Raw genomic sequence first — 14,710 nt, 5'->3', positions numbered from 1 at the left:
TGTGGCTATTGGAAAGTATAGTTCCAAACGATGGTGGATGCTCATCGTTTCCATAGTAATCGGAACCCTCATCGGAATTTATTTACAGGGATTTGCCTCTACAGCATCGTATTTTCGTAATATAGTATCTGTAGGCTTTAATTTTCGCGACGTGAATCTTGCCGTGATTGATTTTGGCCTGAAATTCTACTTCCACGCTAATTTGGGAACACTGATCGGAGGCATTGCGGGATTGTGGATCATACGATAAAAAAAGTGATATTAGCTTCGGGGAGTCCCCGGCGAAAAGAATTACTGGTGTCCCTGGGATGGCCTTTTGATGTCATAGTTTCAGATGTAGATGAACATTTATTGCCTAAGGAAGACCCCGTGGCTATGGCGAGGCGACTGGCAGAATCAAAAGCCCTATCGGTGTCTGTTGATTTTCCTGAAGCCTACGTAATAGGTTCGGACACTATTGTAACCATCGATGGTCAGGTATTGGGCAAACCGGCTGACAGAGAAGAATCTTTGAAAATGCTCCGTCTGCTGAATGGAAAAACGCACCGTGTCTATTCCGGGGTGGCCTTATGTTCTGGCGACAGGATGTTTTCTGATGTAGAGTGTACGGAGGTGACCTTTCGCCAGCTTGATGAAGATGCCCTGTCGGCCTATGTCGAAAGTGAAGAAGGTCTTGATAAGGCTGGTTCCTATGCCATACAGGGACAGGGCGCCCTTCTTGTACAATCTATTCATGGCTGTTATTTCAACGTGGTCGGGTTGCCTTTATATGCTTTAAGCTGTCTTTTTGAGAAGGCGGGGCTTTCTCTGGCAGATCAGTGGAGGATGAGGGAGAAATGACTTTTACGAAACGCAACTTTACGCTGCTTATTCTTGTGTTGGCCGTTATCTGTGCCGGGCTGGCCCTTACCCCCCGTTGGAAAGGGGAAAAAGAGCATAGAGATGCAGGCATTATTATCGAATATAAAGATGTGCTCTCTCTGGCTCAGAAAAATAGCCAGAGCCCTGAAATAGTCTTTGACCGTCTGAAAGAGGCCGGTGTTTCTGGTCTGATCGTATCCGAAACAGTAGGAAAAGATCTCTCTTCCGGCTCTCTTCCTCTTTATTACGGAACCGTCGCGGGTCTGCCGGACGGTTTGGGGAAAGACCTCCATGAACCCTTTGGCGCGGCCGCTTTATGGATTCCGTCAGACATTACTGCCTCCCAATGGTATGATTCCGCACTTCAGGTGAGGTTTCCGGAGAGCCGCAGATATGTCAAAGAACAAGGAGTTGTCTATGTTCTTCCCCATACTCTAGAGGAACTTTTAGAAACAGGAGTGTTGCCTGATTTTTCGGGACTCCTTTTTGCATCTTCTGCGGGAATTCCTGTCATGTACAGAGTTGCGCCGGTCGCTGTCCCCGATACTCAAAATGAAATGGCCCTTTTAGAAGGGCTTCTTGATAACTTTTCTGCTGTGATTCGAGCCGTTTCTCCTTCCGGGCTTTTTGCTGCCGGTTATCCAGATCTTCGACCACTGGCCGATGTGTTGAAAGAGGCGGGTATACCTGTGGCAATGGTTGAGTTTTCCAGACAATTCGGAGCCCACCAGCTGAATTGGCTTATGTATCCGGGATTGCTTTCCCTTCACAGTGTCACCACCGAAGAGATTATTAGCCGCAGTATTTCTCGTTATACCCTCTATGAGCGGATGATGAGAGCAGCGAAAGAGCGTGGCGTGCGCCTTCTACTCATGCGTCCGTCAGCTATTGAAGCGACTGACGACCCTCTTGCGGCTTTCGAAAAAGAAATCCAGCGTTTATCTCAGGGACTGAGGGGTCAGAAGATAGCGGTACAATGGCCAGACCCTTTCTCATCGTGGAACATGTCCCTATTCGGGGCTATTGCCTGTTCCCTTGTGTTTCTTCTCATGATAGCCCGCTTGGGCGATCGCTTTCAAATTCTTGAAATGACTACGGTCAGCTTCATTCAGACCGCCGCTTTTATTGTTATAGGACTTTTTCTCGGGGTGGGGGTCTGGAAGATCCTTTTCATTGCCAGGATCGTTGCGGCTTTCACCGCGGGGCTGCTTGCTTCTGAGGCCTCTCTTATTGCTCTTGAAGAATGGAAAAAACCTTTAAAAGGCCTTGTGGGTGGGTTTCTCGTCGCCCTTGTTGGCGGCCTTGCCATTGCAGCTCTTTTTAGTTACCCCGTTTACATGTTGAGGCTGCGGACGTTTTCTGGTGTTAAACTGACGTTGTTTTTACCCCTTCTTATCGTCCTTCTCCATGATCTGCGTCGGCGAGTCCACCCAGAATCTTTAAAAGATGTGATTTTCAGACCGCCTCTCTGGGGGGAACTTATGCTTATAGGAGGTCTTCTCGCTGCCGCTGCTATAGTCCTGCTCAGAAGTGGAAATGCCCAGTTTGTTCCTGGTTGGGAAGTGACAATGCGTGACATGCTTGAGAGATTCCTGATAGCTCGTCCAAGGAATAAGGAGCTTTTTGCGGGGTATCCGGCCCTCCTTCTTTGGTATTACTTTAGAAGGAGCCTGTTATGGGAGCGGTATCGTGAAATTTTCAGATTAGTTGCGACCCTGGCCTTTTCATCCCTGGTCAATAGTTTCTGCCATTTCCACACCCCCTTGTATTTTATTCTATGGCGAGAGTTTAATGGGTGGTGGACAGGTATTATTTTAGGAACATTAATGCTTCTTGTCTTCCACTACATCCTTTGCCCCTTTTGGAAACGATGGCGAGGAGTGATTATGGATTGAGCCGTCCCTTCGCAGCAGCTCTTGCAGGGTACTATGGTTTCAACAATTTAGGAGACGAACTTTTAGCAACGTCAGCGATTCATTACCTTGAAAAGAATGGCGTTCCAAGGGAGAGAATAGTAGTGCTCTCTGCCTCCCCTGAGGAAACAGCGTCTTCCTTTGGAACTCATGCGGTGGATCGGTGGAGTTTTCTGGAGGTGTACCGTACCCTTCGACGTTCAGAAGTTCTTCTTTTTGGAGGGGGGGGGCTTTTTCAGGATTCCACAAGTCTCCGATCATGTGTATATTACTGGGGACTCCTTCATATGGCTAGGATAGCAGGGTGTCCTTCGGCAGTTCTGGCCCAATCTATCGGCCCTTTTCGTACCGGGATGGGGGCCTGGCTGGCCCGCAATGCCCTGACCCTCTGCAAGGTCAGAACAGTTCGGGATCAGAGATCGCTTGATGTACTTCACTCCTGGGACCTTGCCGGAGAGCTTGTTCCTGATCTTGTTATGGGGCTGTCCTTTTCTAAACAAGAAAATGCACCTTTGGCATTGCTTGTGAATCTTCGTCCTTGGGAAGGGGATTTATCAGTTCTGACCGCAAAGACTGTGGCACGGTATGCCCGGCAACACGCTCTTCCTGTAATAGGAGTAGGTATGGCGCCTGAGGATGTACAGCTGTTACGATCTTTTTCCGCTTCAGGACTATTGCCCTGTAAAGATATACGCCTTGTGCGAAATTGGAGGGAGATAGAGGAAATCTGGAGTCTGGGAGGACAGGCGGTGGGAATGCGCTTGCATTTTTGCATGATTTCCCTGTTAGCCGGATGTCCAGTTGTCGCAGTTCCTTACGATCCCAAAGTCGAAGCTTTTGCTAAAAATTGGGGGATTCCTCTTCTCAGTAATAAAGACCTGCCCCTTGTTCCATGGCCCGTATCAGGCCTTGAGCGGGTCGCTTACGTCAGGCAGGAATGTGGCCGATCAATGGAAAAAACTTGGAAGGAGATGAGCTTCCATGAAAAAACTTCCTAAGGAAGAACAGGTTTTACTCGAAGAAGCCGCGGCTTTGATTCGGAAAGATGTGGTTCGGATGATCGGGGTTGCCCGTTCTGGCCACATGGCATCATCCCTTTCTATCGTGGATATAATGGCCTGGCTGTATTGGAAGGTTCTGAAAACGAATTCTGAAAATCCGAACTGGGAGGAGCGGGACAGGCTTGTTTTAAGTAAAGGCCACGGTTGCCCCGCTTTATACTCTGCTCTTGCTAACCGCGGTTTTTTTAGCAGAGATGAACTATGGAATTATAGGCGGCTCGGCGCCATGTTGCAGGGACACCCCCTGGCGAAACGAACGCCAGGGATAGATGCGTCGAGTGGCTCCCTTGGCATGGGGTTAGGTGTGGCGAATGGCATCGCTCTCGGCCTCAGGCTGAGGGGTTCTCAAAGCAGGGTCTTCTGTCTGGCAGGGGATGGGGAATTGCAGGAGGGGGCCATTTGGGAATCCGCTATGTCTGCAGCCCATTATCAGCTTGATAATCTTATTATGATCATAGATCGCAATGAAGTTCAAATGGAAGGCATAGTGGAAAAAATTTTGTCTATCGAGCCTCTTAATGCTAAATTTCAGGCTTTTGGCTGGCATGTTGTTTGTGCCGACGGTCATGATTTTTCAAGTTTGGATTATGCCCTCTCCTGTGGCGTACCAGGCAAGCCTCTGGTCATTATTGCAAAAACGGTAATAGGAAAAGGGGTCTCCTTTCTGGAGGGACAGCTTCTTGACCGGTCGGTTGTTATAACCCGGGATCTTGTAGACAAGGCTCTTGGTGAGCTGGATTCAGGGGGGATGAAGCTATGACGGAAACATTGAACAAGAGCACGCGGGATGCCTATGGGCCAGCGCTTGTGGAACTTGCCGCTCTATATGATGATCTCGTTGTTATAGATGGAGATGTTGGTGCGCCGGCATTCAAAGACGCAGCTCGCAATCTTCGCTCCAACCGTTATTTCAATATGGGTATTGCCGAGCAGAATATGATACTTACTTCCGCAGGTCTGAGCCTCGCTAATTTTCGGGTATTTGTTTCATCATTAGCGTCATTTCTTGTTGGAAGGGCCTATGATGAAATTAGAGAGACTATTGCCATTCCCGGTCTTCCAGTGAAGCTCATAGCTTCTTATGGAGGAGTCACTGTGGGGGAGGACGGCGCTACCCACCAGATGCTTGAAGACATAGCTTTAATGCGAGTTTTGCCTGGTATGGGTGTTTTGGTTCCATCAGATTACAACTCGGCTTTTGCTCTTATTAAAGGGGCGGCAGAACTTAATAGACCGGTTTACATACGTCTTGGGCGTCCCGAATTGCCCCTTTTATACGATAATGACGACGCTAATTTTTCTTTGGGAGGCGGCCGAGTCTTAAAAGAGGGGACAGAAGTGACCATTTGTGCGTGTGGTATTATGGTTCACGAGGCATTGAAGGCAGCAAAAATATTGGCACAGCAGGATCTGTGTGCGGAAGTGATAGACTGTTATAGTGTCAACCCTCTTCCAGCCCAGCAGATATTGGAATCTATCCATCGAACAGGATGCTGTGTAGTAGCGGAAGAGCATTTGCTTCATGGCGGATTGGGCGATGCCATTGCCAGTCTTGTCTGTCGAAGTTACCCTGCTCCGGTTAAATTTGTGGCAGTTGATAACAAGTTTGGGCAAAGCGGAAGAGCCGAAGAATTGCAGGAGTATTATGGCCTCACTTCCAGCCAGATAGTTAGTGCGGCTGTACAGGTATGGACGATGCGCAGGAGGTAAGAATGGATATACGTCTCGCAGGGGTCACTAAAATATTCCAACCGGACATTGTAGCTCTCGAAGATGTCTATCTTTCCATAATGCAGGGAGAATTTGTATACCTTGTGGGAACCACGGGATCTGGAAAAACGACTCTTATGAGGCTTATAACCAGAGAACTCATTCAAACTCGTGGTCAGGTGACCGTTGGTGACCAGAACTTGAGAAAGCTCAGGGCTTCACAGTTGCCCTACTATCGCCGGTATCTTGGCGTTGTCTTTCAGGATTTTAAACTTCTTCCCCATTTGACAGCCTGGGAGAATGTAGCTTTTGTTCTGGAATCCATGGGAATGCCTCGAAGAATGGTACAAAAACGCACCAACGAGGTAGTCGACCAGGTTGGATTGTGGCGACGCCGTTTTTTGTACCCCCCCCAGCTTTCGGGAGGAGAACAGCAGCGGGTGGCGATTGCCAGGGCAATGGCTAACTCTCCCGCTATTTTTATAGCGGACGAGCCTACAGGAAACCTCGACATCCATACGGCAGAGGATGTTATGAGGCTGCTTGTGGCGTTGAATGCCGCCGGAGCCACTGTCATAATGGCCACCCATGATCAATATCTTGTGGATGCCTACCGTCAGAGAGTTGTTGAACTTCAGGAAGGCCGCATTGTCCGAGATGAAGAGAAAGGGAGGTATCTTATAGATGGCGAGCTTTAGATACGCCCTTCGTGATACATTCAGGTTGGTTTTTCGACACTGGGGACTTAGCATTCTTACGCTCATTACCGCAGGGGCAGTGATTTATTTGCTAGGGATGTCCGCTCTTTTTTCTTTGAACGTCCGATCTATGGTATCCAAAGTTGAAAGTGAGCTGGTGGTTCAGGTCTATTTTAAAGAGGGCGGTCAGATTCAGAAAACGGCAGAACAAATTAAAACAATTCCCTATGTAACCTACGCCAAGGCCGTATCTCCCGAGGAAGCCCTTGAGCGTTTACGGGCCAAATTAGGCACCAAGGCCAGGGCAGTAACCCTTTTAGGAGAAAATCCATTGCCATGGAGCGTAGAAGTTAAAGTGAAACGGGCTGGGGATGTGGCTCCTCTTGTTCGAAAACTGACAGCTATGCCTGAAGTTGATGAACTTGTATATGCGGGAAAATTAGCAGAAAAGCTATCTCGCATTTCCCTCATGGTATCTAAAATATCCGTCGTTGTCTTGAGTCTTGCACTGATCATCAGCGCTCTTGTGGTTTATAACACCATCAGGATCTCTTTATATTCCCGTAAAGAAGAGATACAGGTAATGGTATTGGTGGGAGCGACTAAGACATATATTTCTCTCCCCTTTGTCTTGCAGGGCATGATCCTGGGATCTTTGGGAGCGTTACTGGCAGCTCTCGCTGTTGCTGGATCCTATTCGACTGCGAGAGAAGCCATATGGACGACTCTTCCCTTTGTCCAGCTAATTGCCCAGCCGGAATTTCTTTTAAAATTCTACCTGCTCCTTTTGGGAATAGGAACAACCCTAGGCTGGGTTTGCAGCTGGTTTGCAGTGAGTCGTTTTGTGCGTGTGGCAGAAAAACCTCTTTAATGTGAAGGAGAAAGGGGGAGTGATCCCTTGAAGTGCTTCACAAAAAAACTTTTATTCGGTATCCTTCTAGCGGCTTTTTATATTTTTTGTTGTTTAACACCACCTATTTTCGCTCTTACCACTCAGGAGCTTGAACAGCAGATAGCAGAAGAAGAGCGGCGTATGACGATTATTGAACGGAGAGCTGCTTATTACGAAGACCTCATTAAAAAAGCAGGAGAAAAGGAGAGGGGCATCCTCGGCCAGATTACCCAATACGATCAGAAAAAGCAAAAGACAGAACAGCAGATCAAGGTTTTGGAATTAAAGCAGGCCAAGGCACAGCGAAGAATAAAGGAACTGAACGAAGACATAAAAAAAACAGATGCTCGAATAGAGGAAATAAAAGGATATTTGAGAGAGCGTTTTGTTGCCATCTACAAATACGGAGGAATGGCAGAAATAGATCTTCTTTTAACAGCATCAACGGCTCATGAAGCTATGTCTACTTCTATACTTCTTGGTAAAATAGCCAGAGAAGATGAAAAAATGATCGATGACCTGGCCCTTAGCCGGGAGAAAATAGAGGCATCTAAAAAGGAACTTGAGGAACAGAAGGCCCTTTTTGAGTCTCAGGAGAAAAAACTGCAGGGCGAACGGAAGCGTTATAAGGCAGAGATAGAGAAAAGAAATGCCCTTTTGGGAAAGTTAAGGAAGGAAAAAGCTCTTCATGAGCAGGCGGCCCGGGAACTTCAGCAGGCCCAGCAGGAAGTAGGAAATACGATTCGCCGTCTTATGCGTCAGAAACAGGAGCTTATTGCCAAAGAACGCGAACGTAATGAGAAGCCTACAAGAGTTATTGCCTATGTCCCTGTCGGGGGACGGCTGGATTGGCCTCTTCGAGGAGAAGTCTCAGAAACCTTTGGCAAGAGGGTTCATCCTGTTTTTAAAACAACGACTATGCATACGGGGATCGATATCAGGGCACCAAGAGGAACAGCGGTAAGAGCAGCAGGTCCCGGAGAAGTTCTCTATGTTGGGTGGCTTCGAGGCTACGGACAGATCATTATTATAGATCATGGCAGGGATTTGAGCACTGTATATGCCCACCTATCCAGCACAGGTGTAGATGAAGGACAGGGAGTGTCAAAGGGGCAAGTGATCGGCCATGTTGGAAGTACCGGGGTGAGTACGGGGCCCCACCTCCATTTCGAAGTGCGTGTTAATGGCGACGCGCGGGATCCGATGAAATATTTGCAATAACCATCTCAGTAACGAGAAAAGGAGCAAAGACATAGCATGTTCAAACGATTAAGAGGCGTTGCCTTCGGACTGATTTTAGGGGTAGTTCTTACAGGAGTTCTTTTGGGAGCCCATGCTTCAGACTTGGAGGATCTGGCCCGTTTCGTGCCTTTCAAACTTGAAAGCCTCTGGCTTATAAAGCAGGCCCGGGCTATTATAGAAACTTACCAGATAGATAGCGAAGAAAAGAAAAAAGAAGAAAGGGACCTTGTCTACGGTGCAATGAAAGGCCTTGTTCAGGCCTACGGCGACCCTTATACCCGATTCGTAAGCCCCGAAGAACTGAAGGAAGAAGAGATTGAAATGGAGGGTGAATACGGGGGACTCGGCATTTATCTTGGTCATAGGGATGGAAAGACCTTGGTCATTAGCCCCATAGAAGATACGCCTGCTGACAGGGCCGGATTGAAGCCGGGAGACGAAATAGTCAAGATAGGCGAAGATGTTATTATTGGCTGGGAATCCCAGCAAGTGGTAAAACGTCTTCGTGGCGCGGCAGGTACCTCTGTGATTATCTGGGTGCGCCGCGAGGGCGAAGAAAAATTGCTTCGTTTTGATTTGATGAGAGAAAACATTAAGCTTGTTTCCGTCCGTTCGGAAATGTTTGAAAAAGACACAGGATATATAAGACTTTCACAGTTTAAGCAGAAAACAGGGGATGAAGTGCGATCCGCCATTGTTGAGCTTGAGGGAAAGGGCGCTAAGGGGCTGATCCTTGACCTTCGCAACAATGGTGGCGGCCTTCTAAGCGCTGCAGTGGATGTAAGCGATCTTTTCCTCGATGGGAGCCTGGTGGTGGGAATGGAAGGCCGTGTAGAACGGGCGAACGATAAGCTGTATGCCCGGCCGGGGGTATTGACAGAGCTCCCTCTGGTTGTGTTGATCAACGAAGGCAGTGCGAGCGCATCCGAAATAGTGGCAGGAGCCCTTATGGACCATGAGAGAGCAGTGGTCGTTGGAAAGAAGAGCTTTGGGAAAGGGTCTGTACAAACCCTCTTCAACCTGTCAGACGGTTCGGGGCTTTATGTTACCATAGCTCGATATCACACTCCTTCAAATAAGGTGATAGACAACATCGGCTTGACCCCTCAGATTGCTGTGGAGGGGGAATACAATCCGGATCGCAAAAAGGACGTGCAGTTGAAACGTGCTATAGAAGAGCTCGTGAAGCTTGAAAAAGGAACGTCTCCTTTTTTGAAGAAGTAATCAGAGGAAAAATTTATGGTGAAAAAAAGATGGAAAAAAAGGGGGAGGTCCATTGACCTCCTCTTTATCCTGTCTAGCGTTTTTGTTTTATTTTTAGCTCTTTTTCTTTTAACATCGACTAAACAAGAGAAAAAGCATGATGTGCGGCAAGTGCCGATCCCTATATCATCAGAAAAGAAGACTGAGCCTCTGTCTGCTGATCTATGGAAAGACAAGAAGAGCGTGATGGAATCACAATCTGAGCCTGCATTTGGTTCTGCCTCTAGTGGTGATATTGTTACACACTCTAACTTTGACCGCGAAAAAGAGATTAATACAGAAATCAAGGCAGAGGCAGAAGGTGAGAATAGAGATGAGGGGGAGCCGCTTCCTGTAATTGCTATCGTAATTGATGACTTTGGTTTTTCCTATTCGCTGGCAGAAAAAATTGCGGCTATAGATCTCCCTGTTACGTGGGCCATTATTCCCTATCAACGATTCACTCATGAAACAGCCCGGCTTGCCGCGTCAAAAAATATTCCTTATTTAGTGCACATGCCTATGGAAGCATTGGCAGACAAGTCCCAGGGAGCCTCACTTATAGGAGTTGGTATGTCGGCTCCGGCGCTCTCTAAAGTGGTGCGGGACGTTTTTGCCCTTTTGCCAGGTGCAGTGGGGATGAACAATCACAGAGGCTCGAAAGCCACAAGTGATAAGAAAACAATGGAAGCCTTGATGGAAACCCTTAGGCCATTAGAAAAGGTTTTTGTTGACAGTCGCACCTCTTCGTGTTCTGTTGCCTATGATATGGCCCTTTGTTATGGGATTCCAGCAGTGTATAATTCAGTGTTTCTTGACCATGAAAAAGATATTGAATTTATGAGAAAACAATTTCAGAGGGCGATTACTATCGCGAAGAGAAGAGGATGGGTTTTGGCAATATGCCATAACAGACCTGATACAATCCCTTTTTTACAGGAACTTTGCGATTCTAATATAAACGTCGTAAAATTTGTAACGGTGCCTGAACTTCTCGAAGAAGAAAAGGGCACGATGAGGAGGCCTTGAAAGTGAAAGGACGAGTAGAGATTATTATAGGAGCCCAGTGGGGTGATGAGGGTAAAGGGCGTGTAGTTGACGCTCTGGGGAATCGGGTGGAGGTTTTCGCCCGTTACCAGGGAGGGGCCAACGCCGGGCACACGGTGATTGTCGAAGATGAAAAATACGTATTCCACCTTTTGCCGTCAGGGATGCTTTATCCTTGTAAATTATGTGTAGTGGGAAATGGAGTCGTGGTGGATCCGGAACAGCTCCTTAAGGAGCTCCACACCCTTCAGGAACAGGGAAAAGATAGGGCTCGTCTGATGATAAGCGGGTCGGCTCATGTAGTAATGCCTTACCACAAAATACTTGATAAAGCTGACGAGCAGTTCAGGAGCAAGGATAAAAAGATAGGGACAACGGGACGGGGCATTGGACCCTGTTATGTTGATAAATTCAATCGTTGCGGAATTCGCATTGAAGATCTTTTTGATCCCGATATATTGCGGGAAAAACTTTCCTTTAACCTTGAGCTGAAAAATCTTTTGCTGACGAAAGTCTATAATGCGGAGCCAGTAGCCTTTGATGACATATATGCCCAGGCCCGAGCCTGGGGCAAAGCCCTGGAACCCTATGTTGCCGATGTATCCTTGGCATTGAGGGAAGCGATGCTTGAAGGTAAAGGGATTTTATTCGAAGGAGCCCAGGGAACCCTCCTTGACGTTGATCACGGAACATATCCCTTCGTAACAAGTTCTTCCCCCATTGCTGCTGGAGGCTGTGTAGGATTAGGAGTAGGTCCGTCAGATGTTGACAGGGTTATCGGTGTCGTTAAGGCCTATTGTACAAGGGTGGGGGAAGGCCCCTTCCCTACAGAGGACCTTGGGGACCATGGCCAGACTTTACGGGATAGGGGCGGAGAATATGGTGCGACCACAGGTCGACCACGCCGTTGCGGATGGCTTGATATGGTAGCTCTTAAATACGCAGTGCGTGTAAATGGCATGAGTTCCATAGCTCTCACGAAACTTGATGTTTTGACAGGTTTTGAAAAAATCAAGATATGTACTCATTATGAGGTGAATGGGGAGAAGCATGAAAACTATCTGACGAATACTTCCCTGCTAGCAAAAGCTTCGCCAGTTTACACCACTTTGGACGGCTGGAAAGAGGATATCTCTGGATGCAGAGACTTCGAAAAGCTGCCCGAAGCGGCTCGACGATATGTAGAGTATATAGAAAAAGAAACAGGGGTTCCGGTACAGCTCATAGGCGTTGGGCCAGGGCGAAGCCAAACTATACTCAGAGGTCTTTAATAAAAAGGCTGGATAAAATGCGGACTCCCATATCATATGGGTGTCCGCATTTTATATGTGCGCTATTTTTATAAAAAACTAAAAAAGATAAATATTTCTATCGAAATGGAGTTATAATAAATTAGTACATTTAAAAAAGAAATGGTGGGCGACACAGGGTTCGAACCTGTGACCTCTTCCGTGTGAAGGAAGCGCTCTTCCACTGAGCTAGTCACCCACGACAGAGCGTATTATAGCTGTCTTGCTTCATTATTTCAACCCACAGCGAAAAAAATTATTTGTATGTTGTATAATATTCGCACAGGGGTGATCGTAGATGGTTGACATGTCTTTTTTAGATAAAAGCATGGATTTATGGACCTATTGGGGATTCGAACCCTGGTCTTATAAGCAGATGAAGGGTGTATCTCGAAAGATAACCTTCGTAAAAGATTCCTTTTTAGGAGAAGTCGGCCGATACTACGCATACGACTATGTAGTCTGGGCCCATCAGGGAGTACGTGATGCAGCAGATATCTTTTCTACGTGGAAGCCCTTGCCTGATGTAATGACCCAAAGATTTCTTTTCATCGAACAGATCCCGACCTTTAAAAAGAAAGTCAAAACATTTTTTTGGGGTTTCAGAGGTTTTCTTGAAGTGTATTCTTATGTGCCCGGTGCAGTCTGGGATCCCAAAATTAAAGACCTTGCTCCTTTAGTCAATAAGGCGAAGGACATGGTTAATTCTCAAACTTGGGGGTGATGGCGCCCACAGAATCAGGGATTTGTGCGGATAGTTTTTTATTTCCAAATCTTTTGGGAGGTGAAGAAAAATGTTAGCGATGCTATTTATTTTTTCATTAGTGTTTTTTGCAGTCGTATATCGTATTCATGGACGGTATATGGCTCGAATTTATGACCTTAATGACGATAATCCTACCCCAGCTGAAACTATGTATGATGGCATCGACTACTGTCCTGCCCATCCGGCAGTATTGCTGGGACACCACTTTGCATCCATAGCGGGGGCGGGACCGATTGTTGGCCCCATAACTGCAGCCAGTATGTTTGGGTGGCTCCCGGCGTATTTGTGGTGCCTTCTTGGCTCTGCTTTTCTCGGTGGTCCACATGACATGGGGGCTCTTGTTTCTTCTATGCGCCATAACGGCAAGTCAGTAGGTGAGGTTGTTGACCATTGGGTGGGCAAGCGCGGAAAGTTCTTCTTCCTTGTTTTTACTATTTTAACTCTTATTCTCGTTGTCGCGGTCTTTTTGCAGCTCTCTGCCAATACCTTTGCCGCTGACACTGCTGTTGCCTTTTCGAGTGTTCTTTACATCTTTATGGCTGTTATCTTTGGTGTTCTTGTCTATAAATACAACACTCCCCTCTGGCTTATGACGCTGGTCATGGTACCTGTTGTCATTGGAGCCTGCTGGTACGGAAACTATGCCACCTGGGTTGCGGGGGTTTTCACATACTCTATGCCCACATGGCGATGGATATTGGCTGTTTATATTCTTCTCGCATCTGTATTGCCTGTATGGCTTCTGTTGCAGCCACGGGACTATCTTGCATCATTCTTCCTTTATTTCGCAGTTATTGTTGGGGCTATCGGAATGGTTTTCGGCGGAAAATTCGAAGTTCAGCTCCCCGCTTTCAAAGGATTTGTCGCGGGCGATCAATATATGTGGCCCATGCTTTTTGTCATAGTGGCCTGTGGTGCCATTTCCGGATTTCACTCTCTTGTAGGAAGCGGTACGACTTCAAAACAGCTTCGGCGTGAAACAGACAGCACCCTGGTCGGGTTCGGATCGATGCTTCTTGAGGGGGTTGTGGCTGTCATCGCTATCGGGACAATTATGATTAGCGGGAAAATATTAGAAGGAGGACCCGTTGTTACCTACGCTAACGGCTTTGGCCAATTTGCGGGGCTTCTTGGCATTGATCCAAAAATAGGAGCATCTCTTGGAGGATTGGCCATTAACTCTTTCTTGCTGACATCTCTTGACACGGCAACCCGTCTGACTCGGTATCAGATACAAGAGCTTACGAATATGAAAGTCGATAAATATACGTCAACCATTGTAGCCATAGCTGCCGCCATGGCTTTGCTGCTGGTGAAAACCGTTGGTCCGGATGGAAAAGCAATTCCGGCCTGGGCTGCTATTTGGCCTATGTTTGGAGCGGCGAACCAGCTAGTTGCTGCCCTGGCTCTTTTGGCAGTGGGGGTCTGGGTGGTTAAGGGATTGAAGAAGGATAACTCTTTCCTTATGATTCCCATGTGGTTTATGTTGGCGACTACAGTTGCCGCCTTGCTCTTCATGATCAAAGAAAAACTGACTGGAGTTCCGAACTATCTACTGGTATCCATTTCTATTATCCTTCTAGTCTTGGCTATCCTTATGGTTCGAGAATCCTTCCGCGCTTTAAAAGTAAAAGATGAATCAAAAGCGTAAATAGAGAGGGGTCGGAACTTTCTCTAAAGTTCCGACCCCTCTCATATGTCAATTGTTAGGGCCGCCAACGCTGAATGATTTACTGTTCCAGGATTTGCCTCGTTTTAAAGGCTCTCCTTCTAGTTTCGAAAGATAACGACTTCCGCAATAGACACATTTCATAACGACTTCTGTCGTTTCCAATTCGAATTCTTTTTTGCATTCAAGGCACTTAAACTTGGCCACACACAAACACCTCCGTTTAGATATTCTATGATGGCTTCTCTATTATAGTAGATTTTCTTTTTTCATAAAGTGCTTTAGCCTGAATAGTGTAAACTTGTACTATAACAATATGC

Annotated in this window: 15 protein-coding genes and 1 tRNA gene; 14 read left to right on the top strand and 2 right to left on the bottom strand. The window is 47.0% G+C overall.

Going from position 1 to position 14,710, the window contains the following annotated elements:
* Nucleotide 1 precedes the first annotated feature (1 nt).
* Genes BUC50_RS07665 through BUC50_RS07610 form a run of 12 tightly spaced genes read left to right on the top strand, consistent with a single transcriptional unit; the run spans nt 2 to nt 11,937 of the window.
* A complete protein-coding gene (locus BUC50_RS07665; RefSeq protein ID WP_013048845.1) occupies nt 2-250 on the top strand; it encodes a DUF4321 domain-containing protein in 249 nt (82 codons plus the stop codon).
* On the top strand, nt 235-840 hold the full coding sequence (locus BUC50_RS07660; protein ID WP_013048844.1) for a Maf family protein: 606 nt from the start codon (nt 235-237) through the stop codon (nt 838-840). The genes BUC50_RS07665 and BUC50_RS07660 overlap by 16 nt, the downstream gene beginning before the upstream one ends.
* The gene (locus BUC50_RS07655; RefSeq protein ID WP_013048843.1) at nt 837-2,756 is read left to right on the top strand and encodes a DUF5693 family protein; all 1,920 of its coding nucleotides are present in this window, start codon (nt 837-839) and stop codon (nt 2,754-2,756) included. The genes BUC50_RS07660 and BUC50_RS07655 overlap by 4 nt, the downstream gene beginning before the upstream one ends.
* Nucleotides 2,753-3,772 (top strand): polysaccharide pyruvyl transferase CsaB, encoded by a 1,020-nt coding sequence (csaB, locus tag BUC50_RS07650; protein WP_013048842.1) that lies wholly within the window; start codon nt 2,753-2,755, stop codon nt 3,770-3,772. Before BUC50_RS07655 ends, csaB begins: the two co-directional genes overlap by 4 nt.
* A complete protein-coding gene (locus tag BUC50_RS07645; RefSeq protein ID WP_013048841.1) occupies nt 3,756-4,595 on the top strand; it encodes a transketolase in 840 nt (279 codons plus the stop codon). Before csaB ends, BUC50_RS07645 begins: the two co-directional genes overlap by 17 nt.
* Complete coding sequence (locus tag BUC50_RS07640) at nt 4,592-5,545, top strand: transketolase family protein (protein ID WP_013048840.1); 954 nt, start codon at nt 4,592-4,594, stop codon at nt 5,543-5,545. The genes BUC50_RS07645 and BUC50_RS07640 overlap by 4 nt, the downstream gene beginning before the upstream one ends.
* Nucleotides 5,546-5,547: 2 nt before the next feature.
* Complete coding sequence (locus BUC50_RS07635) at nt 5,548-6,243, top strand: cell division ATP-binding protein FtsE (protein ID WP_013048839.1); 696 nt, start codon at nt 5,548-5,550, stop codon at nt 6,241-6,243.
* Entirely contained in the window at nt 6,230-7,114 is an 885-nt protein-coding gene (locus tag BUC50_RS07630; protein ID WP_013048838.1) for a cell division protein FtsX, read from the top strand. The genes BUC50_RS07635 and BUC50_RS07630 overlap by 14 nt, the downstream gene beginning before the upstream one ends.
* 27 nt (nt 7,115-7,141) lie before the next feature.
* Nucleotides 7,142-8,356: a murein hydrolase activator EnvC family protein gene (locus BUC50_RS07625; RefSeq protein ID WP_273015352.1), complete on the top strand. Its 1,215-nt coding sequence runs from the start codon at nt 7,142-7,144 to the stop codon at nt 8,354-8,356.
* A 36-nt stretch (nt 8,357-8,392) separates the two neighbouring features.
* Nucleotides 8,393-9,601, top strand: coding sequence for a S41 family peptidase (locus BUC50_RS07620; RefSeq protein ID WP_286677306.1), 1,209 nt, complete (start codon nt 8,393-8,395; stop codon nt 9,599-9,601).
* A 15-nt stretch (nt 9,602-9,616) separates the two neighbouring features.
* Nucleotides 9,617-10,648 carry a divergent polysaccharide deacetylase family protein gene (locus BUC50_RS07615; protein WP_013048835.1) on the top strand — a complete coding sequence of 344 codons (1,032 nt, stop codon included), beginning with the start codon at nt 9,617-9,619 and terminating at the stop codon, nt 10,646-10,648.
* Nucleotides 10,649-10,650: 2 nt separating this feature from the next.
* The gene (locus BUC50_RS07610; RefSeq protein WP_013048834.1) at nt 10,651-11,937 is read left to right on the top strand and encodes an adenylosuccinate synthase; all 1,287 of its coding nucleotides are present in this window, start codon (nt 10,651-10,653) and stop codon (nt 11,935-11,937) included.
* Nucleotides 11,938-12,079: 142 nt separating this feature from the next.
* On the opposite strand, the gene BUC50_RS07605 is transcribed toward BUC50_RS07610, so the two are convergent.
* Nucleotides 12,080-12,154 (bottom strand) — tRNA-Val (locus tag BUC50_RS07605).
* Between the two features lie 99 nt (nt 12,155-12,253).
* Between BUC50_RS07605 and BUC50_RS07600 the strand changes: the two genes are divergently transcribed.
* The gene (locus BUC50_RS07600) at nt 12,254-12,679 is read left to right on the top strand and encodes a hypothetical protein (RefSeq protein ID WP_013048833.1); all 426 of its coding nucleotides are present in this window, start codon (nt 12,254-12,256) and stop codon (nt 12,677-12,679) included.
* 70 nt (nt 12,680-12,749) lie between these two features.
* Entirely contained in the window at nt 12,750-14,372 is a 1,623-nt protein-coding gene (locus BUC50_RS07595) for a carbon starvation CstA family protein (RefSeq protein ID WP_013048832.1), read from the top strand.
* Nucleotides 14,373-14,420: 48 nt separating this feature from the next.
* On the opposite strand, the gene BUC50_RS07590 is transcribed toward BUC50_RS07595, so the two are convergent.
* A complete protein-coding gene (locus BUC50_RS07590; protein WP_013048831.1) occupies nt 14,421-14,597 on the bottom strand; it encodes a TFIIB-type zinc ribbon-containing protein in 177 nt (58 codons plus the stop codon).
* Nucleotides 14,598-14,710 lie beyond the last annotated feature (113 nt).

Source organism: Aminobacterium sp. EBM-42, from assembly GCF_001896635.1.
In the GTDB taxonomy this organism is placed as follows: Bacteria; Synergistota; Synergistia; order Synergistales; family Aminobacteriaceae; genus Aminobacterium; species Aminobacterium colombiense.
The sequence above is the reverse complement of the archived record's forward strand: the minus strand, read 5'-3'. Positions and strand labels throughout refer to the sequence as shown.

Coding starts and splice junctions, on each gene's coding strand:
- BUC50_RS07655 (WP_013048843.1), top strand. CDS start 837: ATGACTTTTACGAAACGCAACTTTACGCTGCTTATTCTTGTGTTGGCC.
- BUC50_RS07645 (WP_013048841.1), top strand. CDS start 3,756: ATGAAAAAACTTCCTAAGGAAGAACAGGTTTTACTCGAAGAAGCCGCG.
- BUC50_RS07640 (WP_013048840.1), top strand. CDS start 4,592: ATGACGGAAACATTGAACAAGAGCACGCGGGATGCCTATGGGCCAGCG.
- BUC50_RS07635 (WP_013048839.1), top strand. CDS start 5,548: ATGGATATACGTCTCGCAGGGGTCACTAAAATATTCCAACCGGACATT.
- BUC50_RS07630 (WP_013048838.1), top strand. CDS start 6,230: ATGGCGAGCTTTAGATACGCCCTTCGTGATACATTCAGGTTGGTTTTT.
- BUC50_RS07620 (WP_286677306.1), top strand. CDS start 8,393: ATGTTCAAACGATTAAGAGGCGTTGCCTTCGGACTGATTTTAGGGGTA.
- BUC50_RS07615 (WP_013048835.1), top strand. CDS start 9,617: ATGGTGAAAAAAAGATGGAAAAAAAGGGGGAGGTCCATTGACCTCCTC.
- BUC50_RS07600 (WP_013048833.1), top strand. CDS start 12,254: ATGGTTGACATGTCTTTTTTAGATAAAAGCATGGATTTATGGACCTAT.
- BUC50_RS07595 (WP_013048832.1), top strand. CDS start 12,750: ATGTTAGCGATGCTATTTATTTTTTCATTAGTGTTTTTTGCAGTCGTA.